Origin of the sequence: Paraburkholderia graminis, from assembly GCF_003330785.1 — a bacterium.
Taxonomy (GTDB): domain Bacteria; phylum Pseudomonadota; class Gammaproteobacteria; order Burkholderiales; family Burkholderiaceae; genus Paraburkholderia; species Paraburkholderia graminis.
In genome coordinates, this window is the sequence record NZ_CP024935.1 from 267,214 (window position 1) to 292,593 (window position 25,380).

General features: G+C 62.9%; 20 protein-coding genes. 13 read left to right on the forward strand and 7 right to left on the reverse strand.

Translation table 11 applies throughout. The features are described 5' to 3' along the window. Window positions 1-331 precede the first annotated feature (331 nt). On the forward strand, window positions 332-3,190 hold the full coding sequence (locus CUJ91_RS19410) for a YadA-like family protein (protein ID WP_114156886.1): 2,859 nt from the start codon (window positions 332-334) through the stop codon (window positions 3,188-3,190). A gap of 79 nt (window positions 3,191-3,269) precedes the next feature. Here the strand turns inward: CUJ91_RS19410 and CUJ91_RS19415 are convergent, their stop codons facing one another. From CUJ91_RS19415 to shiA, 3 genes are all read right to left on the reverse strand, one after another. Next, entirely contained in the window at window positions 3,270-3,398 is a 129-nt protein-coding gene (locus CUJ91_RS19415; protein WP_006049160.1) for an MFS transporter small subunit, read from the reverse strand. 10 nt (window positions 3,399-3,408) lie between these two features. After that, a complete protein-coding gene (locus CUJ91_RS19420; protein ID WP_107709035.1) occupies window positions 3,409-4,812 on the reverse strand; it encodes an L-lactate MFS transporter in 1,404 nt (467 codons plus the stop codon). 370 nt (window positions 4,813-5,182) lie between these two features. Beyond that, window positions 5,183-6,499 (reverse strand): shikimate transporter, encoded by a 1,317-nt coding sequence (shiA, locus tag CUJ91_RS19425; RefSeq protein ID WP_006049162.1) that lies wholly within the window; start codon window positions 6,497-6,499, stop codon window positions 5,183-5,185. Window positions 6,500-6,877: 378 nt separating this feature from the next. Between shiA and CUJ91_RS19430 the strand changes: the two genes are divergently transcribed. From CUJ91_RS19430 to CUJ91_RS19460, 7 genes are all read left to right on the forward strand, one after another. After that, on the forward strand, window positions 6,878-7,096 hold the full coding sequence (locus CUJ91_RS19430; RefSeq protein WP_006049163.1) for a hypothetical protein: 219 nt from the start codon (window positions 6,878-6,880) through the stop codon (window positions 7,094-7,096). Further along, window positions 7,074-7,793, forward strand: coding sequence for a GntR family transcriptional regulator (locus tag CUJ91_RS19435; protein WP_006049164.1), 720 nt, complete (start codon window positions 7,074-7,076; stop codon window positions 7,791-7,793). The genes CUJ91_RS19430 and CUJ91_RS19435 overlap by 23 nt, the downstream gene beginning before the upstream one ends. Window positions 7,794-8,343: 550 nt before the next feature. After that, window positions 8,344-10,107 (forward strand): thiamine pyrophosphate-binding protein, encoded by a 1,764-nt coding sequence (locus tag CUJ91_RS19440; RefSeq protein WP_006049165.1) that lies wholly within the window; start codon window positions 8,344-8,346, stop codon window positions 10,105-10,107. 24 nt (window positions 10,108-10,131) lie between these two features. Beyond that, a complete protein-coding gene (gene frc / locus CUJ91_RS19445; protein WP_006049166.1) occupies window positions 10,132-11,379 on the forward strand; it encodes a formyl-CoA transferase in 1,248 nt (415 codons plus the stop codon). A 100-nt stretch (window positions 11,380-11,479) separates the two neighbouring features. After that, a complete protein-coding gene (locus CUJ91_RS19450) occupies window positions 11,480-13,675 on the forward strand; it encodes an acetate--CoA ligase family protein (protein WP_114156887.1) in 2,196 nt (731 codons plus the stop codon). 98 nt (window positions 13,676-13,773) lie between these two features. After that, a complete protein-coding gene (locus CUJ91_RS19455) occupies window positions 13,774-14,601 on the forward strand; it encodes a fumarylacetoacetate hydrolase family protein (RefSeq protein ID WP_114156888.1) in 828 nt (275 codons plus the stop codon). A 63-nt stretch (window positions 14,602-14,664) separates the two neighbouring features. Then, complete coding sequence (locus tag CUJ91_RS19460; RefSeq protein WP_114156889.1) at window positions 14,665-15,414, forward strand: NAD(P)(+) transhydrogenase (Re/Si-specific) subunit beta; 750 nt, start codon at window positions 14,665-14,667, stop codon at window positions 15,412-15,414. A 65-nt stretch (window positions 15,415-15,479) separates the two neighbouring features. Here CUJ91_RS19460 and CUJ91_RS19465 read toward each other — a convergent pair whose 3' ends face one another. Then, complete coding sequence (locus CUJ91_RS19465; RefSeq protein WP_006049170.1) at window positions 15,480-15,788, reverse strand: hypothetical protein; 309 nt, start codon at window positions 15,786-15,788, stop codon at window positions 15,480-15,482. A 96-nt stretch (window positions 15,789-15,884) separates the two neighbouring features. Further along, window positions 15,885-16,832, reverse strand: coding sequence for a LysR family transcriptional regulator (locus CUJ91_RS19470; protein WP_114156890.1), 948 nt, complete (start codon window positions 16,830-16,832; stop codon window positions 15,885-15,887). 362 nt (window positions 16,833-17,194) lie between these two features. On the opposite strand from CUJ91_RS19470, the gene oxlT reads away from it, so the two are divergent. From oxlT to CUJ91_RS19485, 3 genes are all read left to right on the forward strand, one after another. Then, entirely contained in the window at window positions 17,195-18,547 is a 1,353-nt protein-coding gene (gene oxlT / locus CUJ91_RS19475; protein WP_006049172.1) for an oxalate/formate MFS antiporter, read from the forward strand. Between the two features lie 45 nt (window positions 18,548-18,592). Further along, a complete protein-coding gene (locus tag CUJ91_RS19480) occupies window positions 18,593-19,618 on the forward strand; it encodes a LysR family transcriptional regulator (protein ID WP_114156891.1) in 1,026 nt (341 codons plus the stop codon). An 87-nt stretch (window positions 19,619-19,705) separates the two neighbouring features. Next, window positions 19,706-21,157 (forward strand): aldehyde dehydrogenase family protein, encoded by a 1,452-nt coding sequence (locus CUJ91_RS19485; RefSeq protein WP_029966510.1) that lies wholly within the window; start codon window positions 19,706-19,708, stop codon window positions 21,155-21,157. A 116-nt stretch (window positions 21,158-21,273) separates the two neighbouring features. Here the strand turns inward: CUJ91_RS19485 and CUJ91_RS19490 are convergent, their stop codons facing one another. After that, on the reverse strand, window positions 21,274-22,251 hold the full coding sequence (locus tag CUJ91_RS19490) for a 2-dehydropantoate 2-reductase (protein ID WP_006049175.1): 978 nt from the start codon (window positions 22,249-22,251) through the stop codon (window positions 21,274-21,276). A 441-nt stretch (window positions 22,252-22,692) separates the two neighbouring features. Here CUJ91_RS19490 and CUJ91_RS19495 point away from each other — a divergent pair, with 441 nt between their 5' ends. Beyond that, the gene (locus CUJ91_RS19495; RefSeq protein ID WP_114156892.1) at window positions 22,693-24,105 is read left to right on the forward strand and encodes an undecaprenyl-phosphate glucose phosphotransferase; all 1,413 of its coding nucleotides are present in this window, start codon (window positions 22,693-22,695) and stop codon (window positions 24,103-24,105) included. Here the strand turns inward: CUJ91_RS19495 and CUJ91_RS34890 are convergent. Continuing rightward, window positions 24,102-24,341 carry a hypothetical protein gene (locus tag CUJ91_RS34890; protein WP_244231101.1) on the reverse strand — a complete coding sequence of 80 codons (240 nt, stop codon included), beginning with the start codon at window positions 24,339-24,341 and terminating at the stop codon, window positions 24,102-24,104. The two genes, CUJ91_RS19495 and CUJ91_RS34890, sit on opposite strands and share 4 nt — an antisense overlap. On the opposite strand from CUJ91_RS34890, the gene CUJ91_RS19500 reads away from it, so the two are divergent. After that, window positions 24,241-25,359: a polysaccharide biosynthesis/export family protein gene (locus tag CUJ91_RS19500; RefSeq protein WP_407762947.1), complete on the forward strand. Its 1,119-nt coding sequence runs from the start codon at window positions 24,241-24,243 to the stop codon at window positions 25,357-25,359. The genes CUJ91_RS34890 and CUJ91_RS19500 overlap by 101 nt on opposite strands. Window positions 25,360-25,380: the final 21 nt, after the last annotated feature.

The following is a 25,380-nucleotide window of genomic DNA, read 5'->3' on the forward strand; positions in this document are numbered from 1 at the left end:
GAGCCGGCATCGACGGGCTCGCATTTCCTCCATGCCGGTTCTCGGCCACTCTCAGCATTCGACTAAAAACACTTAATCGTCCGCATTGGGGATTAAGAGCTTTGGCAGTTTTCGTCTGAATCGCACTATGCCATTTAGCTAATTAAAGCTAAAAAATCGCTTTTAGGATTAATCGTATTCGCGAACCGCGGACGCGGTTGCACACTCGTCGCTCCAGCCTTGTTGGCCAAGTAAAAGCGCAGTGCGTCCTGAGTCTGTTTAGTCGATCAAATACTTAGGATGGCATAAGAAAAGTCTCGGCAAGAGACAGTAAATAAAAAGAATGGGAGGAATGTTGAACAAGACCTATAAAGCGGTATGGAATGAAGCGAGGCGCGTCTATGTGGCCGCATCGGAAGTCACGAAAAGCGGGGGTGCAAAGTGCGCTTCGGTATGCCGGGCGCTGGCCGCGGCGGCGGCGGGCTTGCTCGGCGCGCTGGTGTTCGCGCAACCGGCCGGCGCCCAGGAGTGCGCGCCCTCCGGCTGCCCGAATGTCGCCGACGCGCTGTTCTACGATAGCGACGCGCACGACAGCGCGACGCTCGGCAATGCGGGCACCCCAGTCAGAGTGACGAACGTCGCCCAAGGCGCGCTCAACGCCTACAGCACGGACGCGGTAACGGGCGCGCAACTGCACGCCACGAACGATGCCGTCTCGCAGAACGCGGCGAGCATCTCGGACCTCGCGGGCAACATCGAAAGCGGTCAGACAGGACTCGTGCGGCAGGACCTGGGCACGCGCAATCTCAGCATTGGCGCGGGCACCGATGGCGCGTCCGTGGACTTCACCGGAACCGGCGGCCCGCGCGAACTGCGCGGCGTCGCGGCGGGGACGACTGCTCAATCGGCGGTCAACGTTACGCAGCTTAAGGAAGTCGTGTCGACGCTCGGCGGCGGCGCGTCGGTGAGCGCGAGCGGCTCGACCGTCGGCCCGCGGTACTACATGCAGTCGGGCACGCAAACCACCGTCGGCGGCGCGCTGAGTTCGCTCGATACCGGCATCGCCACGCTGCAGTCGCAAGTCGTGTCGGGCAGCATCGGTCTCGTCAAGCAGGACCTCGGAACGCGCGACATTCTGATCGCGCCGTCGTCGACGGGTATCCGGATGAACGTCGCCGGCCTCAACGGCAACCGCACGCTCACAGGACTCGCGCGCGGCGCGATCGACGCGTCCAGCAGCGACGCGGTCAATGGCACGCAACTCTACGGTAATGCCGCGAGCGTGGCGGCCGCGCTCGGCGGCCAGGCGGCGGTCAAAGCGGACGGCACGGTCAAGCCGCCGCTTTACACCATCGGCGGAAACACGTTTGGCGACGTCGGCTCGGCGCTCGCGGCAGCCGTCAACACGAGCGTGACAACCAGCACCGCGGCGAGTGCGGCGGCAAGCGCGAAGACAATTGCAGCGGCCACGGCCGACTCCGTTCAATACGACTCCGCCGCGCATGACACCCTGACGCTCGGCAACGCCGGCGCGCCGGTCCGCGTGACCAACGTACGCGCCACGAGACTGGACAGCGACAGCCTGGACGCGGTGAACGGCGGCCAACTGTTCGCGACCAATCAGGCGGTGGCGCAAAACAGCGACAACATTGCAAGCCTTGATCGGCGCGTCGGCAGCAACGCGACCGACATTTCGAATCTCGACCAGCGCGTGAGCGTCAACACGACGAAGATATCGGGCCTCGACACGCGCACTACAGCGCTCGAGGGCAACGTGACGAACGTCGCGAAGCAGATCACGAACGGCGAGATCGGGCTGGTTCAGCAGGACCTGACCTCGCGCGTCATTAGCGTCGGGCAAGATGCGGGCGGCGCGCGTGTCGACTTCGCGGGCACGAGTGGCGCGCGTCAATTGACCGGCGTCGCGGCGGGCCTGGCCGACACGTCCGCGGTCAACTTTGCGCAGTTGAGGCCGGTGGTCGCCGGGCTTGGCGGCGGCGCGCAGGTCAATATCGACGGCTCCGTGACCGGCCCGTCGTATCACGTGCAAGGCGGCACGCAGAAGAACGTCGGCGACGCGCTCGACTCGCTCGACAGCGGGCTCAGCACGCTGCAGCAGAACGTGCAGCAGGGCGGCGCCGGCATGGTGACGCAAGACCCGTCTTCGCGCGTGATCAAGATCGGCGCCTCGACCGACGGCCGGGCGATCAATGTGGCGGGCACGCAGGGCAACCGCGTCGTCACCGGCGTCGGGCGCGGCTCGCTCAACGCGGCGAGCACCGACGCGGTCAACGGCTCGCAACTGTTCGCGCAAGCCGCGAGCACGGCGACGGCGCTCGGCGGCGGCTCCACGGTGAACGCGGACGGCTCGGTCAGCGCGCCTTCGTACAAGGTGGGCGGGCAGGTCATCAACAACGTCGGCGGCGCGCTCGGCAATCTGGACGGCCGCGTCACGCAAAACAGCAACGACATTGCGGGTCTGCAGAACACGGTTGGCCGCATCAACGGAACGGTGGCGAATGCCGTTCAGTACGACAGTTCCGCGCACGACAAGATGACGCTCGGCGGCACGGCGGCGAATGCGCCGGCCGTGCTGTTGACCAACCTGAAGAACGGCGAAGTATCGGCAACCAGCAGCGATGCGGTAACCGGCGCGCAGCTCTGGCAAACCAATCAGCAGATCAGCAGCATCGACCAGACCGTCAGAAACTATGCGACGAGCGGCAACGGCTATACGGCCGTGAACAGTTCCGCGAGTGCGCCGCAGGCGACCGGCAGCGGTTCTGTGGCGGTCGGCGGCGGAGCGAAAGCGTCGGCGGCGAACACCGTCGCGCTAGGCGAAGGTTCGGTCGCGGATCAGCCGAACACGGTTTCCGTCGGCTCGTCGGGTAACGAGCGCCGCATCACGAACCTCGCCGCAGGCCAGGCGCCGGGCGACGCCGTGAACATGCAGCAGTTCCAGGGCGGCATGGGCGATCTGGCGCGGCGTGCGTATGCGGGAACGGCGTCCGCGATGGCAATGACCATGGTCCCCGAAGTCGACGCGACGAAGAACCTCGCCATCGGCGTAGGCACGGCGGGTTACATGGGTTATCAGGCGGTGGCCGTGGGGCTGTCGGCGCGCGTCGCGCAGAACTTCAAGGTGAAGCTGAGCGCGGGCATAAGTTCGGTGACCACGGCGGTCGGCGCCGGCGCCGCGTATCAGTGGTAGCAAGGGAAGCCAGCCGGCGAGAACTGCCGGCGGCAAATCGAACGCGCCCCGCGGTGCGGGCGGCGGGGCGCGGGTGCGCTTACTGGAATAGCTTCATCGCTTGCGAGAGCGTGTTGAACACGCCCCACGCGAGCGGGATCATCACGTACAGCCAGAAGACGGCGATCTTGACCTTGTTGGTCGGGTGCACGGGTTCAATGGTCGACATGCGAGTCTCCTTATGCGCCTTTGGCGACTTGTGCGTCGGTCATGTGATGCTTGTCGTCCACACGCTTGACCAACAGATTGCAGATGAAGCCGACCACCAGCAGCACGGCCATGATGTGAACCGTCATCGTGTAGGCGTCGGCCTTCGCCACGCCGTGCGCGACTTCGTACGCGCGGATGTAGTTCACGAGCACCGGACCCGCCACGCCGGCCGCGGCCCATGCGGTCAGCAGGCGTCCATGAATGCCGCCGACAAACGCCGTGCCGAACATGTCCGCGAGATACGCGGGCACCGTCGCAAAGCCGCCGCCGTACATCGTGAGGATGATGCAGTACGCCAGCACGAAGAGTGCCATCTGGCCGGACGCGGCAAAGCTCGGCACGAGGAAATACAGCACGGCGCCAAGCGCGAAGAAGATGAAGTAGGTGTTCTTACGGCCGATCCAGTCCGACGCCGATGCCCACACGAAGCGCCCGCCCATGTTGAACAGCGACAGCAGGCCGACGAAACCCGCAGCGGCGGCAGCCGTCACGGTGCCTTTGAAGCTCTCCTGGATCATCACCGAAGCCTGGCCGAGAATGCCGATGCCGGCCGTCACGTTCAGGAACAGCACGAGCCAGATCAGATAGAACTGCGGCGTCTTCAGCGCCTGGTCGATGTGCACGTGGTTACGCGTGATCATCTTTTGCTGCGAGGTCGCGGGCGGCGTCCAGCCGGCCGGTTTCCAGTCCGTCGGCGGCACGCGAATGGCCAACGCGCCGATCGACATCGAAATGAAATAGACGATGCCGAGCACGATGAACGTCTCGGCCACGCCGATGCTCGTCGCGCTCTTGAAGTGGTTCATCAGCGCGACGGACAGCGGCGCGGCAATCATCGCGCCGCCGCCGAAGCCCATGATCGCCATGCCGGTCGCCATGCCGCGGCGGTCCGGAAACCAGCGGATCAGCGTCGACACCGGCGACACATAGCCGAGGCCGAGCCCGATTCCGCCGATCACGCCGTAGCCGAGATACAGCAACGCGATCTGGTGGAAGTACACGCCCAGCGCGGAAATCAGGAAGCCGCCGCCGAAGCAGCAGGCCGCGGTGAACATGGTGCGGCGCGGGCCGACGTGCTCGAGCCACTTGCCCGCGAACGCCGCCGACAAACCGAGGAACACGATCGCCAGCGAGAAAATCCAGCCAAGGGAAGTCAGCGACCAGTCATCGGGCGCGGATTGCGTGATGCCGATCACCTTGGTCAACGGGCCGTTGAACACGGAGAACGCGTACGCCTGGCCGATACAGAGATGGACGGCGAGTGCCGCGGGAGGAACCATCCAGCGCGAGAACCCCGGTTTCGCGATGGTGGCTTCTTTCGAAAAAAATCGTGCGGAGCCTGAATTGTGCTGTGGCTCGGTCATGCTGCTCATGGTCGGTCTCCCGGAAAGCGAAGTCTTTGTTATCGGCGCATCAGACCGAATCCTTTAGTGCTTCGGCGTGAGAATTGCTACTCGATGGGGCGCTCATATATGCGGCTGGGCTTCATATGAACGTGCGCAAGTCCCGGATGGAGCTTGCCTGGTCGAACGATAGGGCGGCGGACCTAGGTTGGCAATATGAGATAGAAATGCATAAGGCATTGCCCGAGGAAATGCGACGCGCATCTGCCGGATCGCGGCAGTGGGTCCAGATGTCGGGTCTGGCGCAACTTGGCGTGCAGCCCGTACCGCGCCTTCAAAGCAAAAAAGGCCGGCGGTGGCTGCAACGCCACGCCGGCCTCTTCGAAGTGCGATCAACCGTTCAAACGGTGCGCCCGGTCTTCATTTTTGCGGCCACGAGCACAGAGATCAGGCAGCCGATCGCCAGATAGCCGGCCACGGGATGCCACGAACCGCCGGCAAAGCTCACGAGCGCAACGGCGATGAACGGCGTAAAGCCGCCGCCTACCACGCTCGCCACCTGATAGCCGACGCCCGCGCCGCTGTAGCGGTACTCGGTGCCGAAGAGTTCGGTGAACATCGGCTGCTGCACGCTGACCACCATGTCGTGCGCGATGTTCGCGAGCATCACGGCGAAAACCACGATCCATACCGTCGAGCGTGCTTCGAGGGCCAGGAAGAACGGCACGGCGCTGAACATGCCGACGAGCGCGCCGATCATGTACACGCGGCGGCGGCCGAAGCGGTCGGCGAGCATCGCGAAAAGCGGAATCGTCACGCAACTCACCGCGCCGACCAGCAGACCGATGGTCAGGAAGAACTCACGCGGCATGTGCAGGTTCGCCGTCGAGTAATTGAGCGCGAAGGCGGTCACGATATACATCGTGAACAGTTCGGCGAGGCGCAGCGCGATGATCAGCAGGAACGCTTTCGGGTGACGCAGCAGCGCTTCGACGATCGGCAGCCGCACGCGGCGCTCGCCGTGCGCGCCGACTTTTTCGACGAATTCCTGCGACTCTTCCATACTCGAGCGGATCCACATCGCGATCAGCACCAGCACTACGCTGAAGAGGAACGGCAGGCGCCAGCCCCAGCTCATGAACGACGCGTTATCCATCGAACGGCTGATCAGCGCGACCAGCCCCGTCGCCAGCACGAGGCCCACGCCGTAGCCGACCTGGACGCCGCTGCTGTAGAACGCCTTCTTTTTCTCGGGCGCGCTTTCGACCGCCATCAACGCCGCACCGCCCCATTCGCCGCCGACCGCGAAGCCCTGGATCGCGCGCAGCGTGACGAGCAGCACCGGCGCGAGCCAGCCGATAGTCGCGAACGACGGCAGCAGGCCGATGGCCGCGGTGGAGAGACCCATCATCATCACGGTGAGCACCAGCATGCGCTTGCGGCCGAGCCGGTCGCCGAAATGGCCGAACACGAAGCCGCCGAGCGGCCGGAACAGAAAGCCGACGCCGAATGTCGCGAAGGCCGCAAGCGTGCCCATTGCCGGGCTCACTTTCGGAAAGAACTCCGCGTTGAAGACGAGTGCCGCGACAATCCCGTACAGCAGAAAGTCGTACCAGTCGACGACTGCGCCGACGAAGCTGCCCAGCGCGGCTTTGCGTGCCCGGCTGCGGGCGATGCGGTTGTCGGCTGTTGCGGCCGGCGAGAGAGTGGTGCTCATGACGGGGTCTCCGTGAGATTCTTGGACTACTGCATGACCGGCCGCGTGCTGGCGGCGCGGCGTCGGCGCCTTCTGCGGGCCGCCGATCGCTTGCAGGTTGTGCGGAAGATTAATGACGCTGCGCTTGCCGCACAATCGGCACTCGACGTGGATTGCGCGATAGTCGAACGCGTCTGCGCGAATAGCGCGCGTTCCTGGCGTATACACGGAGCCGCGGCGCGCCCGCAACAAGCGGCAGGCGGGAGAACGCGGCGCATGCTACCGTAGTCATTGATCGAAAAACAACAGTCACTGATATACTACATACACAATATTGATTTTTGCGGCGATGCAGCATATGATTGAGTCATTCGATCACTCAATCAGTTGGAGCTACAAATGGAATTTGTTCCTCTTTCGCTGCTGGCCGTCGCTGTTGTTGGCTTGGGCAGTGCCGCCACGGTTCTTATCGCTCGCTGGATTCCGCAGCCTGTCGCGCAACTTGCAGCGCAACATGGCCGTTTCGTCGGATTGAGCGAGCAACGTGGGGCAGCGGTGGCGCCTTATCGTATGCATGTTCAACCAGAGGCGATGAATGTCGTCGGAACTTCAAACTGAAGCGGTGGCAACACCTTTGACGTTGTCGTTGCAGCCTATCGGCGCAAGCGCGAGCTTGCGCGATCAGGCTTATGCGATGCTGCGCCAGGCGATTGCCGATGCGGACATCTACCAGACGCGCGACGAAATCCGTCTGGACGAACGGGTGTTGAGCGAGACGCTCGGCGTCAGCCGAACGCCAGTGCGCGAGGCGATGACGCTGCTTGAGCAGGAAGGCTTTCTGCGCATGGTGCCGCGGCGCGGCATTTACATCGTCCGCAAAAGCAAGCGCGAGATCGTCGAGATGATTCACATGTGGGCCGCGCTGGAAAGCATGGCCGCACGTCTGGCGACCCAGCGCGCCACAGACGAGGAAATCGCTCGCCTGCGGCACATGTTCGACAATTTCCGCGACGCCACGCCGGCCGAGCACATCGCCGAGTATTCGGACGCGAACATCGCGTTTCACCAGTCGATCGTCGAGTTGTCGAAGTCGCAGATCATTCTCGACACCATCAAGAATATTTTTATCCACGTGCGCGCTATCCGGCGCATGACCATCTCGCAGAGCGATCGCGCGTCGCGGTCCATCGTCGATCATCTGCGCATTATCGAGGCGCTCGAGAAGCGCGATACCGAACTGGCCGAGCGTCTCACGCGCCAGCATTCGCTCGATCTGGCGGCCTTCGTGGAGAAGAACTGCGATTTTCTCGATTGACGGCTGAATAGGCGTAGCGTGCGGCGTTAGGTACGTTAAGCACGTCTGGCGTTCGGCGCGGAGTTTCGCCGGGCCTGCCCGCGCCCGTCACTGTAGCAACCAAGTCACGCAGGCATTGAAGCCCGCGGTGTTCACGCACCGCGGGCTTTTTTCGTTTGTCCGCGCTTCGTAGGGAAACACCGCGCTTGACGTCTGGTGAAATGTGGTATGTGATATATCAACAGTGAGCGATATTACTAGGCGCTCAGTGTTTTCCCTTGCGGAAGGCCGAAAGCGGATCTCGAAACAGCCGCTTTCCCATGTCCCGCAGGGATTGCAGCAGAAACGCAGAGCGGACCCGGAGCATGAAATCGTCCTTGCCTGAATCTGATATATCACATACCGTATGTGAGCAAGCAGGGCGGCATGTTCTGAGAAGCGTTGCACAACCGATAAGCAGCAGTCTTTCATGGGGCCGGCGCAAGCGCTAATGCGCAACACCGGCCGATGCAAAGCACGGGACCGGCGCAAGCACTGACGCGCCAAGCCGGTCGACACACAGGAGACGACCATGTCTGCAGTTGTTTCATCCCTGAACTCCGCCACGAGCAGCACCACGGCCGAAGACACGCTCAAGCAAAAGACGCGCAACGCGGGCGTCGTTTCGGGCGGCCATCTGGTCGCGAAAGCGCTGAAAAACGAAGGCGTCGATACGATCTTCACGCTGTGCGGCGGCCACATCATCGACATTTACGATGGTTGTGTGGACGAAGGGATTCGCATCATCGACGTGCGCCACGAGCAGGTCGCGGCGCACGCAGCAGACGGCTACGCGCGCCAGACCGGCAAGCTCGGCTGCGTGGTCACGACGGCCGGCCCTGGCTGCACGAACGCGGTGACCGGCATCGCGACGGCATTTCGCTCCGAGAGCCCGGTGCTGCATATCGGCGGGCAAGGCGCGCTGACGCAGCACAAGATGGGCTCGCTGCAAGACCTGCCGCACGTCGACATGATGTCGCCGATCACGAAGTTCGCCGCCAGCGTGTCGAGCACGGAGCGCGTCGCGGACATGATCTCGATGGCCGCGCGCGAGTGCTTCAACGGCGCGCCTGGCCCGGCTTACCTGGAAATTCCGCGTGACGTGCTCGACCGTGAAGTCGAACTCACGCGCGCCGTCGTGCCGCAGCCGGGTCACTATCGCGCGTCGACGAAATCGATTGGCGATCCGCGCGACATCGAGAAACTGGCCGACATCCTCGTCAATTCGGAGCGCCCCGCGATTCTGTACGGACAGCAGGTGTGGACCGCGCGCGGTCACGAGGAAGCGATTGCATTGCTGCGCGGTCTCGACGTTCCTGGTTATTTCAACGGCGCGAGCCGCGGCTTGCTGCCGCCGGGCGATCCGCATCACTTCGATCGCACGCGTTCGCAGGCGTTTGCGAATGCGGACGTGCTGATCGTCGTCGGCACGCCGTTCGATTTCCGGATGGGTTACGGCAAGCGCATCAGCAAGGAACTGACGCTGGTGCAGATCGATATGGACTACCGGACAGTCGGCAAGAATCGCGACATCGACCTCGGTCTGGTCGGCGATCCGGGCGCGATTCTCGCCGCGGTGCTGCAAGCCGCGAGCGGTCGCCTGAAGGACGACAAGCGCCAGGCACGCCGCAAGTGGATGGCGCAACTTCAGGATGCCGAAGCAACCGCGACCGAAAAACTGATGCCGCTGTTCAAGTCGAATAGCACGCCGATTCATCCGTACCGCGTCGCTTATGAACTCAACGAGTTTCTTTCCGACGACACGATCTATATCGGCGACGGCGGTGACGTCGTGACGATTTCCGCCCAAGCGGTTCGCCCGCGCCGCCCTGGTCAATGGATGGACCCAGGCGCACTCGGCTCGCTCGGCGTCGGCACCGGCTTTGCGCTGGCGGCGGGGATCGCCCATCCGAACAAGGAAGTGCTGTGCTACTACGGCGACGGCTCGTTCGGCATGACCGCGTTCGACATGGAAACGGCCAACCGCTTCGGCGTGCCGTACCTCGCGGTGATCGGCAATAACTCGGCGATGAACCAGATCCGCTACGGCCAGCTCGCCAAATACGGCGACGAGCGCGGCAACGTCGGCAATCTGCTGAGCGATGTGCCGTTCAGCAAGTTCGCCGAAATGCTCGGCGGCTACGGCGAGGAAGTGCGCGATCCCGCGCAGATCGCAAGCGCATTGCAGCGTGCGCGCGAGTCGATTCATCGCACCGGCCGCTCAGCAGTCGTCAACATCTGGGTCGATCCGCGCGAATACGCGCCGGGCACCAAGAATCAGACCATGTACAAGTAATACGGACACCTTAGGAGACACGACATGGGCAAAGCACTCGACGGCGTGCGCATTCTCGATTTCACGCATGTGCAATCGGGCCCGACCTGCACGCAATTGCTGGCGTGGTTCGGAGCGGACGTGATCAAGGTGGAGCGGGCCGGCGCCGGCGACATCACGCGCGAGCAACTGCGTGATATTCCCGACGTGGACAGCCTGTACTTCACGATGCTCAATCACAACAAGCGCTCGGTCACGATCGATACGAAGAACCCGGAAGGCAAGCAGGTTCTGGAGGCGCTGATCCAGAAATGCGACGTGCTGGTAGAGAACTTCGCGCCGGGCGCACTGGATCGCATGGGCTTTACCTGGGAGCGCATCCAGGAGCTGAATCCGCGCATGATCGTCGCGTCGGTGAAAGGCTTTGGCCCAGGTCCGTACGAAGACTGCAAGGTCTACGAGAACGTCGCGCAATGCGCGGGCGGCGCGGCGTCGACCACGGGCTTCGACGACGGCCCGCCGGTAGTCAGCGGCGCGCAGATCGGCGATAGCGGCACGGGCTTGCATCTCGCGCTTGGCATTGTCACCGCGCTTTATCAGCGCACGCAGACGGGCCGCGGCCAGCGCGTGCTCGCTGCGATGCAGGACGGCGTGCTCAATCTGTGCCGCGTGAAGCTGCGCGATCAGCAGCGGCTCGAACGCACCGGTGTGATGAAGGAGTATCCGCAATATCCGAACGGCAAGTTCGGCGAAGCGGTGCCGCGCGCGGGCAATGCGTCGGGCGGCGGCCAGCCGGGCTGGATTCTGAAATGCAAGGGCTGGGAGACCGATCCCAACGCGTACATCTACTTCATCACGCAGGCGCCGGTGTGGGCCAAGATCTGCAACGTGATCGGCAAGGAAGAGTGGGCCACGGACCCCGATTACGCGACGCCCGCCGCACGCCTGCCGCGTCTGAAGGACATTTTCGCGGAAATCGAACGCTGGACGATGACCAAGACCAAGTTCGAGGCGATGCAGATCCTCAACAAGTACGACATTCCATGCGGGCCGATTCTGTCGATGAAGGAGATCGCCGAGGAGCCCTCGCTGCGCAAGACCGGCACGATCGTCGAAGTCGATCATCCGACGCGCGGCAAATATCTGACCGTTGGCAATCCTATCAAACTGTCCGATAGCCCGACCGAAGTGAAGCGCTCGCCGCTGCTTGGCGAACATACCGACGAAGTCATGGCGGAACTGGGCTACTCGCCCGAGCAGATCAGCGCACTGCGCACCGCCGGCGCCATCTAGCGCATAGAAAAACCCGTAGTGCAGGCCGCCCGCCGCTCGCCATCCAGGCGAGCGCGGTGCCGGGCGGCGCCTTTCGAACCCGCATTGGAGACGGCAGGACATGGCATACGAAGACACGCTCTCACTGAAAGAACGCGGTACCGCACACACGCCGGACGACCGCGCGCAGGTCGCCAACAAGGACGTCGTGCGGCACATTCTCGATCACGCGAAAGCCGAAGGCCGCAATTCGCTGACCGCGCCGGAAGGCAAACTCGTGTGCGACGTCTACGGCATTTCGGTGCCGAAGGAAGCGCTTGCGACGACCGCGGACGAAGCCGCGCAATTCGCGGCGGACATCGGTTTTCCAGTGGTACTAAAGATCGTCTCGCCGGAAATTCTGCACAAGACCGAAGCGGGCGGCGTGCTCGTCGGCGTGAAGAATGCTGCGGACGTGGTGCAAGGATTCACCACGATCATGGAGAACGCGAAGCGCTATAACGCACAGGCGAATCTGCTTGGCGTGCAGGTGCAGCAGATGATCGGCGGCGGGCAGGAAGTGATCGTCGGCGCGGTGACGGATCCGTCGTTCGGCAAACTTGTGGCGTTCGGCCTTGGCGGCGTGCTGGTCGAAGTGCTGAAGGACATCACGTTCCGCCTCGCGCCGGCCACGCGCGACGACGCTCGCTCGATGCTCGACGGCATCGCGGCTGCCGACATGCTCAAGGGCGTGCGCGGCGGCGAACCCGTCGACCGCGAGGCGCTCGCCGGGTTGATCGAAAACGTCTCGCGGCTCGTGTCCGACTTCCCTGAAATCTCCGAGCTGGATCTGAACCCGGTGTTCGCGAGCAAGCGCGGTGCGATTGCCGCCGACGTGCGCATCGTGCTCGATTTCGTGCCGCCGGTAGAGCGCTATCGGCCGAGTCAGGAAGACATCGTGCGGCAAATGAACCGCATCATGAAGCCGGATTCGGTCGCGGTGATCGGTGCATCGGCGGAAGACGGCAAGATCGGCAACTCGGTGATGAAGAACCTGATCAACGGTGGCTACAAGGGCGACATCTATCCGATCCACCCGAAGGCCGACGAGATCATGGGCCACAAGGCTTATAAGAGTGTGCTGGACGTGCCGGGCAATATCGACGTCGCTGTGTTTGCGATTCCCGCGAAGTTCGTCGCCGGCGCGTTGACGGAAGTCGGCAAGAAGCACATTCCGGGCGCGGTGCTGATTCCGTCGGGCTTTGCCGAAACAGGCAACGTGGAAGGCCAGCAGGAAATCGTGGCAATTGCGCGCGAGTACGATATTCGCCTGATGGGGCCGAATATTTACGGCTTCTACTACACGCCGAAGAATCTGTGCGCAACGTTTTGCACACCGTACGATGTGCAAGGCAAGGCGGCGTTGTCGTCGCAATCGGGCGGTATCGGCATGGCGATCATCGGCTTCTCGCGTTCGGCGAAGATGGGCGTGTCGGCAATCGTCGGCCTCGGCAACAAGTCCGATATCGACGAAGACGATCTGCTGACGTTCTTCGAACAGGACGAGAACACCGACATCATCGCGCAGCATTGCGAAGACCTGAAAGACGGCCGCGCGTTTGCGGAAACGGCGGCGCGCGTGTCGAAGAAGAAGCCGGTCGTGGTGCTGAAGGCGGGCCGCACGAGTCTGGGCGCGCGAGCGGCGAGCTCGCACACGGGCGCGCTTGCAGGCAACGACCGCATCTACGAAGACGTGTTCAAGCAATGCGGCGTGATCCGCGCTCGCTCGCTGCGCGACCTGCTCGAGTTTGCACGCGGCATTCCGAAGCTGCCGACGCCTAAGGGCGAGAACGTGGTGATCATCACGGGCGCGGGCGGCTCGGGCGTGCTGTTGTCCGATGCTTGCGTGGACAACCGTCTGTCGCTGATGACCATGCCCGCCGATCTCGACGCTGCGTTCCGCAAGTTCATTCCGCCGTTCGGCGCGGCGGGCAATCCCGTTGACATCACGGGTGGCGAGCCGCCGTCCACGTATCAGAACACGATCCGGCTCGGCCTCGAAGACCCGCGCATTCACGCGATCATTCTCGGCTACTGGCACACCATCATCACGCCGCCGATGGTGTTCGCGCGACTCGTTGTCGAGGTCAAAGAGGAGATGAAAGCGCGCGGTATCGAGAAGCCGATCGTGGCCTCGCTCGCGGGCGACGTTCAGGTGGAAGAAGCCGCCGAATATCTGTACGCGCATGGTGTTCCCGCGTACGCCTATTCGACGGAAATTCCCGTCGCGGTGCTCGGTGCGAAGTATCAGTGGGCACGCGGCGCCGGCCTGATCTGACGCGTCAAACGGAAGGCGGCACGGTTTTCTTCGCGTTAGTCGATTGTCGTTTGCAACTCGCGAAGAAGATCGTGCCGAAGCGCTCAAGGAGCGGCGTAATGGATACGTGGATGCGTTTCATGTCCAGCGACGGCGGTGTGGTGTTCGGCCGCGTCGAAGGTGCTTATCTGCACGAGTACGAAAGTCTCGATCAACCGGTGCCGACCGGCGCCGTGTTATCGACGCGCGCGCTGACGCCGCTCGCGCCGTGTGCGCCTGGCAAGATTGTCGCGCTCTGGAATAACTTTCACGCGCTTGCCGCGAAGCTCGACAAGCCGGTGCCCGCGCATCCGCTTTTTCTGCTGAAGCCGGCGGGCTCGGTGATCGGCTCAGGCGAGCCGATCCGGCGGCCCGTGAGCTACGCGGGCAAGATCGTCTATGAAGGCGAGCTCGGCATTGTGATTGGCCGGCGCTGCCGCGATGCGAACGTCGAAGAAGCTGCTCAAGCGATCTTCGGGTACACGCTCGTCAACGACGTGACCGCGGCCGATCTGCTCAACGAGAATCCGCATTTTCCGCAATGGTGCCGCGCGAAAGGCTTCGATACGTTCTGTTGTATCGGACCGGCAATCGTCTCGGGTTTCGACTGGCAAAACGCGCATCTCGTGACGATGCTCGACGACGTCGAGCGGCAAAACTATCCGCTCTCCGACATGGTGTTTTCGCCGGCCGAGCAGGTGAGCCTCATTTCGCAGGATCTCACGCTGGAGCCGGGTGATGTGATTGCGTGCGGTACGTCGGTGGGAGTCGGGTCGATCAAGGATGGCGCGACGGTGTCTATTTCTATCGATGGAATCGGCACGCTGCGCAATACGTTGCAAGCCGCGGCACGCGAAGCGCCGGGGCCGGGCGTTACTGCAACAGGCGTTACGGCGGGACTCGTTTGAAGAACGATCGGTCGATCCGCGGGCCACAAGTCCGCGGGTTGCAACAACACGGAAGGAGCGCGCGTGCCGCAAGCGTCGGATAGTACCGTGTGGCTTGGAATGCTCGTCTCGCTGACGGCTGCGTGTGCTGCATTGCTTGCCTGCGCGCTCGGCCCAATGCTTGCCGGTGCATCCGTCGTGCGCCGTCGCAATCTCACACGACGACCCGCGCTCGCCGCGTTGCTCGCGAGCGGCATGGGTTTATCCGTCGTATCCGTCGGCGTCGCGCGTTATCTGTCGCCCGGAAATCAGGGCAATCTCGCGATTCCCGAGCGGATCGAACTCTATGCGGCGGTGTTCGCCGGCGCGTTGATCTTCGCGGCATCGGCGATCGCATTCTGCAAATTGCACGGGCTGTTGCCGCTTCGCGCGACGGCGCGTCGCGGGCACGACGTCGTCAATGCGGTCGCGCTGCTGTTATGCGGATGGCTCGGCTATGGCTTCGTCACCGAAGCGGCGCAGCCGTTCGGGCTCACCGCGTTGCTCGGTATGAGCGCGCTGGCTTCGTCGATCGGTGTGCATGTGATGATGAGCCGCGAGTATTCGAAGAAGCATGCGAAAACGCATGCGTATGGCGCTCGCGCCGACATGCCAATGAAGTGGCGAGAAGACGCAGAAGAAGTCAGCCCAATGCACGGCATGGTGCGCGCGGCAGCATACCGTCACGGCCGACGCTGGCATAACAGCGACAGCAACGGCAGCAGGCAACGGAACATTCAGGCATGCGCGGCACGGCGCCTGTCCAACCGATCCACGGTAAGCCGGCATCCATGAACGCGAGCCCGATCAATCAGGCAACTGCCGCGATAAAAGGCGGGAACGTATTCCCGCCCATCCGCTCACTCGCCCAAAGCCGCGAATTCACTAAAGTACTGCGCCTTCTTTTGCAGGATCAGTTGCGCGAGAAAGTCCGGATCATAAGCGCGATGCAGATGCGCATGAAACCGCTCGATGTATGCGGTAATCCGTGCGGCCTCGCTATTGAATTCGCTCAGCACGTCGAGCGTGGCGTGGTCCCAGCGAAAGCGCAGCCCGAGGTCGCTGAAGGCCGCGTTATAGGCGCTCAGATGCGGGTCGTTGGAATGATCGGCGGAAGCGCGCGCAGTGGTGCGTGCGCTGGCATGAGTCGCAACCGAAGCGTGGTTCATGATCGGCCTCCTGGGCTGTCAAGTGATGAAACTAGCTTGCAGCATAGAAGTACCGAACGATTTGCAATAGTTAAAGTTTTATTGGATCTCCATAGCCTATTGCTTATAGACGCTCAATTCCTTCACACGAGTGATCTTCTCGATGAGGTTCGCGCCTTCCTCCATCAGGAAGCGCTTGAACGCCACCGCCACCGGCGGCAGGCGCTTGTTCTTGCGATGAACCACATACCAGTTGAGCATCACAGGAAAGCTCTCGACGTCGAGCACCACGAGATGCCCCAGTTGCAACTCGAGGCTGATGGTATGCGCAGACAAAAACGCGATGCCCATGCCGGCAATCACCGCCTGTTTGATCGTCTCGGTGCTTTTGATCTCCATCGCAATCTTCAGATTCGACAGTCGGCCCGCAAAACCTTCTTCCATCGAATTCCACGTGTCCGAGCCGCGCTCGCGCACGATGAACGCCTCGTTCGCCAACTGGCTGATCTTGATGTTGCGCTTGTGCGCGAGCGGATGCGTGGGCGCGGCCACGATGACATACGGATGAGGCGCGAACGGCTCGTTAGTGGCGTCCATCTCGTGCGGCGGGCGCACCATTACCGCGAGGTCTGTCTGATTGGTCGCGAGCTGATGCAACAACTCCTCGCGATTGTGGACGGCGAGGTTCAGCACAACGCCCGCATAGCGCCGCGTGAATTCGGCGAGCAGCCGCGGAAAAAAGTAGTCGCCTGCGCTGATCACCGCCACATTCAGCTTGCCGCCGGAGACGCCCTTCAACTGGCTCATCGCTTCGTCGACTTCGTGGAACTGCTGAATGATCGTGCGGCTGTAGTGCAGCATTTCAGTGCCGGCCGGCGTGAGGTAGATCTTTTTGCCGAGCTGTTCGAAGAGCGGCAGCCCCGCGTGCTCCTCCAACTGACGAACCTGCGTGGAGACGGCAGGCTGTGTGAGATGCAGTTCCTCGGCGGCGCGCGAAAAGCTCAAGTGGCGCGCCACGGTCTCGAACACCTTCAATTGACGCAGCGTGGCATTGCGCATCGTCATGACCGATGTATAAGCAAATGTGAATCAACATAATAACAAACTTTAATTATTAGTAATTCAGCAATGACCCTAGCATGGGTTTGTAAACAAGGCGAAGCTGCCACGGAACACTCGGGTTAACGCTTGGATTTCAGGCGTGGCGGGACCAGGCGGCAGATTGGCGGAAAACAACAAAACGGATTAGTCGGAATTAAGAACTTCCAAAAGGCGATGAATAAAGCGCTTTTTAAAGGAAGCGCTTTAAAGACTCAAATATTAAACATTCCCGGATTGCAAGGCTTTCCGGGTGATAACGATAAGGTGGGACACATACAGCACGGCGCTTTGGCCGGCTGCACTAAATAATTGCGGAGACAAGGCACATGGACGACATCACTCAACAGACCGCGGCCCGCGTATTCTGGGCGAACCGTTGGTGGCAACTCGTCATCGGCATGGTGTGCATGGCGTTGGTGGCGAATTTGCAGTACGCATGGACGCTCTTCGTCGCACCGATGGACGCGCGGCATCACTGGGGCCAGGCCTCGATTCAACTGGCGTTTGCCATCTTCATTCTCACTGAAACCTGGCTCGTCCCGCTCGAGGGCTGGCTCGTCGACAAGTTCGGTCCACGGCCCGTGGTGGCAGGCGGCGCAGTATGCGCGGGCCTCGCGTGGGTGATGAATTCGTATGCGACCACCTTGCCCATGCTCTACACGTCCGCGGTGATCGCGGGTATCGGCGCGGGCGGCGTGTATGGAACATGCGTCGGCAACGCGTTGAAATGGTTTCCCGACCGGCGCGGTCTGGCCGCGGGTCTCACGGCCGCGGGCTTCGGCGCGGGCGCGGCAGTCACCGTGATTCCGATTGCGAACATGATCACGCGCTCGGGCTATGAGCACACGTTCTTCTTCTTCGGCATCTTGCAGGGCGTCGCGATTCTGCTGCTCGCGATGCTGCTGGTGAAACCGGTGTTGAGTAAGCATACGCCGGCGAAGAGAAAGTTCTCCGTGTCGAAGGTCGATCTCACGCCGGGCCAGATGATCAAGACGCCGGTGTTCTGGGTGATCTACGTGTCGTTCGTCGCAGTCGCAGCCGGCGGCTTGATGGCCACTGCGCAGATCGGTCCGATCGCGAAAGACTGGGGCCTCGCGCGCATTCCGATGACGATCTTCGGCGTCACGCTGCCGCTTCTCACCGCCACGCTTTCCATCGACAACGTCTGCAACGGCTTCACGCGTCCTCTGTGCGGTTTCATCTCCGACAAGATCGGCCGTGAAAACACGATGTTCATGATCTTCATTGGAGAAGGACTCGCGTTGCTCGGCATGATGGAGTACGGCACGAACCCGTATGCGTTCATGACGTTCGCCGCGTTGATCTTCCTGTTCTGGGGCGAAATCTTCTCGATCTTCCCGGCGATCTGCGCCGACACCTTCGGCAGCAAGTATGCGGCGGCGAACGCCGGCACGTTGTACACCGCGAAGGGCACGGCCTCGCTGCTGGTGCCGATTGCATCGGTGCTGTCGGCAACCGGCGGATGGAGCCTCGTGTTCACGGTGTCCGCGGTGATCACGATTGCCGCGGGCGTGTCCGCGAAGTTCATCCTCGCGCCGATGCGCTCGCGCTGGATCCACTCGCAGGACGAGCCGTCGCCAGGCGTGCTGGCCGTCGCCGGTAACGGTAACGGCAAGGCCTCGCGTCTTAGCCACTGGCCCGAGCAAACCGGCGAATAGGAACAATAGGAACAGGCCGGCAAGCCGCGCGCCGGCCACTACGTCATGAACGTTTCGTTGCAGCAACTCAAGGTGTTTGTCGCCGTCGCGCGTGAACGCAGCTTCACGCGCGCGGCGCGCGAACTCGATCTGACGCAGTCCGCAGTGAGCCGTTGCGTGCGTGAACTGGAAGACGCGGTCGATCTGAAACTGTTCGACCGCACGACGCGCCAGGTTCAACTGACGCATGCAGGCGCGAGCCTCGAAAGAAGAATCGGCCGCCTGCTCGATGAAATCGATCTGACGTTGCGCGAAGAACGCGGTGCTTACGAAGGCCATCGCGGTGTGGTCGCGCTGGCGAGCAATCCGGTGTTGTCGTCCAGTTGGGTCGCACAGGGACTCGCGCGCTGCGCGTCCGCATTCCCCGAACTTCTCGTTACCGTCGAAGACCAGGCGCAAAGCGGTGTGCTTGTGAGCGTCGAGCACGGCGAGGTGGATTTCGGCGTGGTCTCGCTGGCCGAGCCGCTCGTCAGCGATCAATTGCATGCGCAAGTCGTTTTCACGACGCCGCTGCATGCGGTGATGCCGCCAACTCATCCGCTTGCCCGACACGCGAGCGTCGCCTGGGATGCGTTGCACGACTGGGCGCTCGTCACGCTGAACGCCGACGCCGGCGCGCGCGCGGCGCTCGATCGCGCGTTCAATGCAAACGGTTTGAAGCGGCGTCCGGTGCAGGAATTCGGGCACGTCGCGGCTGTGCTGCGCATGGTCGAACTCGGGCTCGGTGTCGGCGTGCTGCCCGTCGACTCGCATTGGCCCGCCGTGGGCGAGTCGCTCGTGAGCCGGCCTCTCGCGCCCGAGGCGACATTGACGACGCTGCTCGTGCATCGCCGCAACCGCTCGCTCAGGCCGAATGCCGCGGCTGCGTGGGCGCAGTTTGCCGAGCAGGGCGGGGCGTTGTCGAGCAGCGCGAGCGTCGAGGCGAACCGCGAGGCAAACCCGGAGGCAAACACAAGTCCGGCTTCGCACACAGTCTCCGATTCTTCATGGCCCGTCGCCGCGCGCAGCGGCGCGGCGCTTCACGAGCCGTAGCGCCGCCTGGTCCTTGCGCGCACCGGTCATCCCCGGACCGGTTTGCAGCACTCAGCCACGCAACATCTCAATGCAAGGAGCTTTACGATGGACACTGACACCGACCTCAGGCGCCATGATCTGCTGATCGACGGCAAGCGGTTGCCGCCGGGCACAGGCGAATATTCCGTCGATATCAATCCGGCCACCGAAGAGCCGATCGCGCACGTGGCCCAAGGCAGCGCGGCCGACGTCGACACAGCGGTTATCGCCGCGCGCGCCGCTTTGAAAGTGTGGAACGGCATCAAGGCGGCGGAGCGCGGCCGCATTCTCGGCCGCCTCGCGGGCCTGATGCGCGCGAATCTCGACGAGCTCGCCGCGCTCGAAAGCCTCGACGCCGGCAAGCCGATTGCTGCTGTCATGCGCCAGGACGTTCCGGCCGCGATCGACACGCTCGAGTACTACGCCGGCTGGTGCGACAAGATCAACGGCCAGGTCGTCCCCGTTCGCCCGGATGCGTTGACCTATACGATCCGCGAACCGGTCGGCGTGGTCGCGGCCATCGTGCCGTGGAATTTCCCGTTGATGATCGGCATGTGGAAAATCGCGCCCGCGCTCGCGTGCGGTTGCACGCTGATCGTCAAGCCCGCGGAGATCACGCCGCTCAGCGCGTTGCGTATCGGCGAACTCGCGCTCGAAGCGGGCCTACCGCCGGGAGTCCTGAATATCGTCACCGGCAAGGGACGCGTGGTCGGCGACGCGCTCGTCGCGCATCCGGGCGTGGACAAGGTCACGTTCACCGGCTCGCCTTCGGTCGGGCGCGGCATTCTGCAAGGCGCGGCGAGCAACTTCAAGCGCGTGACGCTCGAACTCGGCGGCAAATCGGCGAACCTGATTTTTGCCGATGCGAATCTCGACAACGCAGTGCGAGCCGCGGCGTCGGGCATCTTCTTCAACACCGGCCAGGTGTGCTCGGCGGGCTCGCGCATTCTCGCGCATCGCGATGTCTATGACGAAGTGGTCGACCGGCTCGCCGCGCGAGCGAAGTCGATCAAGGTCGGCGATCCGTCGCTGCGCGAAACGTCGATGGGCCCGCTCATCTCCGCCGCGCAAATGAAGACCGTGCTCGGTTATGTCGATGCGGGGCGATCGGAAGGCGCATCGCTCGTGACGGGCGGGGCGCGGGTCGGGGAACGCGGCTTCTTTGTGGAGCCGACGGTATTCGCCAACGTCGAACACGAAATGCGAATCTCGCAGGAGGAGATCTTCGGACCGGTGGCAAGCGTGATTCGTTTCGACGACGAAGCCGACGCGATCCGTATCGCCAACGGCACGTTGTACAGCCTCGCGGCCGGGGTGTGGAGCGCGGACATTGGCCGTGTGCATCGCGTGGCAAGAGACCTGCGGGCAGGGACCGTCTGGATCAACACGTATGGCTACACTGACGTGCGTCTGCCGTGGGGCGGTTCCGGCGATTCGGGTTTCGGCCGCGAACATGGCGACGTCGCGATTGAAAACTTCACCGAGCCGAAGGCGGTCTGGCTCGCGATCGACCAGTAGCGAGCCGTAGCGATAGCGGTAATAACGGCGCAATAAAAAAGGATCGGACGGCGTCCGATCCTTTTGCACCTACCATCATCCAGCCACGACGGCCAACGCGATAAACGCGAACGCGCTCACGCGCCCTGCAAGGCCATGCGCTCGCGCAGCTTGACGAGCGCGAGCACGACGTCGATGGTCGGCGTCGGTTCGTTGACGAGCCGCCCCATTTCCTGCACGACGGTCAGCAGCGGATCGATTTCCATCGGCCGCCGGTTTTCCAGATCGACCAGCGTCGACGTTTTATGCGCGCCCACCGCGCCCGCGCCGTCAATCCGTTTTTCGACATCGACGCGAAAGTGCACGCCGAACTGATCCGCGATGCGCTTCGCTTCGAGCATCATCGTGCGCGAGACGGCGCGTGTGCCGGGGTCGCTCGTGAGCACGTCGAGCGTCGCGTGCGTCAGTGCGCTGATCGGGTTGAAGCACAGATTGCCCCACAGTTTCAGCCAGATTTCGTCGCGGATGTTGTCGCGAATCGGCGCCTCGAAACCCGCGGCCTGCATGATCTCGTGGAATTGCTGAATGCGCGGCGTGCGTTCGCCGCTCGGCTCGCCGATCGGAAACTTCTTGCCGTACACATGCTTGATGACGCCAGGCTCGACGATCTCCGCGGCCGGGTAGAGCACGCAGCCGATCGCGCGTTCGGGGCCGAGCTTCGTCCATTGACTGCCGTCCGGATCGACGCTCGCGAGGCGCGTGCCCGCGAATTTGCCGCCGTGCTGATAGAAGTACCAATACGGAATGCCGTTCACGCCGGTCACGATGGCCGTGTGCTTGCCGAGCAGCGGCTGCATCGAGTCGACCACGCCGGGCAGCGAGTGCGCCTTCAACGTGATGATGACGACGTCCTGCACGCCGAGCTCGCGCGGATCGGACGTGCAGCGGACCGGCGCGCTCACCGTCTCGCCGTCCATGATCAGACGCGCGCCGTGCTCGCGCATTGCCGCGAGATGCGCGCCGCGCGCGATGAAACTGACGTCGGCGCCGGCGCGTGCAAGCTGCACGCCCATCAAGCCGCCTATCGCTCCCGCTCCGAAGATGCAGATCTTCATGATGCCGCTCCTGTGACTATGAGAAGTCGCTTGCCCATGCCGCGCGTCGCCGGACACGACGGAGGGTCACTGATTGAGCATAGGGGCGCGGCGTCAATACAGATAGTTAAAGTTTCTCGCGCTTTGCATAAGCGATCGCTTATAGCCGCGGCATGCGAGGCGCGGCCATCCCATCTTCGCGCCGCTCCGACGCCTCGGCTCGTCCGATGTCTATCTAGCTGACAAATAGCCGCCCGGCTTAGGAAATTTCTGGTCCCTGAGCATTCAGCGTAAGGGCAGAATGCGCCCTCACTCAAGAAGTGACGCGTCCGTCCATTTTCAGATAGCTCTTGTTGAGAGTAACCGCATGATGTCCGTATTTGTGCCCAGACGTATTGGTATGTCCGGTGATGGCGACTGCGCGGTTTCGCGATGTCGTCGCGCCGGCCGTTAGGCACAGTCATGCGTACGGTGTTTCGTCAAACGATGGGCCGCGAATCCGTCGATATGGAAAGCGCTCTCGCGCGCCTGCTGGATGTGCTCATGATCGCGATGGCGGCGGCGCTTGCGCGCCTGTTGCCGGCTGGAGAGGGGCATCCGATCCTCGAGGGCGCATTCGTTGCGCTGGACATGGCGCTCGCCATGATGCTGCTGCCGTGGTTCGGCGTGTATGAATCGTGGCGCGGGCGTTCGAAACTGCATCTGACGCTCAACGTCGTCGCGGGCTGGATCGTGGTGCAACTGTGCGGGCTCGCGATGATGTTTCTGCTTCATCGCGCGGGGCTGCTGTCCAGAATCTGGTGCGTGCGATGGACCCTCATCACCGCGGTGCTGCTCGTCGCCTCGCGTCTGTTGATCCACGCGATGCTTGGCCGCATCAGACGAGCCGGACGCAATCTGCGGATGGTGGCGGTGGTCGGCAGCGGCGCGCATCGCGATGGCGTGCTCGCGAGCATCGCGGCTTCGACCGATTCCGGTTTTCGCGCCGTTGCGACGTTCGATCCGCTGCACGGCGAAACGGTCGCGGAGCCGGGCCTGTCGTCGTTCTCGGAGTTGCGCGACTTCGCAAACTGGGTGCGCCGTGAGCGAACCGAAGAAGTGTGGCTTGCGATGCCGATGTCGCAAGAGCACGCGGTGCTGCGCATCGTCGAGGAATTCAGCGGCGACCTCGTGAACCTGCGCTTCATTCCCGATGTGCGCGCTCTCGCCATGTTCGATCGCAACGTGGTCGAGCTGGTGGGGCTGCCCGCGATCAACCTGATGGCGTCGCCGATGACGCCTCATGCACTGATGCAAAAGGCGCTGTTCGACCGCGCATTTGCTGCGGCGGCTTTGCTTGCGCTGTCGCCGGTGATGTTGCTCGTCGCGGCCGCGATCAAGCTGACGTCGCGAGGCCCGGTGCTGTTCTCGCAGCGCCGCATGGGCGCCGACGGCAACGTGTTTCGCATCTACAAGTTTCGCTCGATGCGCGTTCACACGCAGCAGAACGGCGTGGTTCATCAGGCGACCCGGCTGGACCCGCGCATCACGCGCGTCGGCGCGTTCCTGCGACGCACGAGTCTCGATGAACTGCCGCAGTTTTTCAACGTGCTGCGCGGGCAGATGTCGGTGGTCGGTCCGCGCCCTCACGCGATCGAGCACGACGACCAGTACCGGACGATCGTCGATGGCTATATCCATCGTTACCGGATCAAGCCTGGTATTACCGGGTGGGCGCAGGTGAACGGCTTTCGCGGCGAGACGGATCGCGTCGAGAAGATGCAGGCGCGCGTCGAACACGACCTTTATTACCTGCGCAACTGGTCGTTCGCGCTGGATATGCGGATTGTTGCGGCGACGGTGGTGAGGGGGTTGGTGAATCGGAATGCTTATTAAACGGCATTTCGATGGAAGGGTGCAGCCCAACGCACACGAATCATGACTGCCGCGATGCAGTCGACAAGGGCGGCGCTGCGGCGCGCCCGCTTGAACAGGTTGAGTACGATGTCAGTTGCAGTTTTGTCCCAGCCGATGTATCGGCTGGGAGCCTTGATGACCGTGGTCGCGTTGCTGACCACCGGATGCGCGGTGGCGCCCGGTATGCGGATGGAGGAATCGGCCGCATTGCCCATGACCAGCGGCAGCGACCAGACGCCGGGCGAGCAGTTGCCCGTGCCAGTCACCGAAGTGACCCTGGCTTCGCTCGATCAAATGGAAGGCGAGGTCGAGCATCGTAGCGACGCAAGCGTCGAAGCGCTTCTCGGGCACGCGACGGCCTATACGGTCGGCGCTGGCGATGTGCTGCAAATCACTGTCTGGGACCATCCGGAATTAGCGGCCGCATCCGGCTCACCTTCGCCTGCGGCGGCGCGCGCGTTCGATCCGCCGCCCGGATTCATCATCGACGATACCGGCAGCCTGCGATTCCCGTTTGCCGGCAATATCCACGTCCAGGGCATGACGGTCGCAGAAGTTCAACGCAAGCTTGCCGTGGAACTCGGCAAGTCGTTTCGCGATCCTCAAGTGACGGTTCGCATGGCGTCGTTCCGCGCGAAGCAGGTCTACGTGGATGGCGAGGTCCGGCAGGCCGGCGCGCAAGCGGTCAACGATATTCCGACGACGCTGTACGACGCCATCAGCCATGCCGGCGGCTTCAGCCCGGCTGCGGATCAGAGCCGCATCACGCTGACTCGCGACGGCAAGTCGTACGACATAAACTTCGTCCGCATGTTGCAGCGTGGTGTGAGTCCTTCGAGGCTGATGCTGCGTGCAGGCGACCTGGTTCGCGTGCCCGCGAGGGATGAAAGCGGCGTGTTCGTGATGGGTGAAGTCGCGAAGCCGGTCACGGCAGTGCCGCTGCGCAACGGTCGCATGACGCTGAGCGACGCACTCTCACAGGCGGGCAGCATCAGTTCCGCGACCGCGGATGCCGGGAATCTCTATGTCATTCGCGGACGTGGCACGGACGCGCGCATTTTTCATCTCGATGCCGCTTCGCCGGTCTCGATGGTCCTCGCCAACCGCTTCGAACTCGAACCGAAAGACATCGTTTATGTCGACGGCAACGGACTCGTTCGCTTTAGCCGCGTGCTGAGTCTGCTGTTGCCGGCCATCAACGCGGGGCTCACCGCGGGGCTGGTGGCGAAGTGATCCTGAGACTGCGCTTTGTGC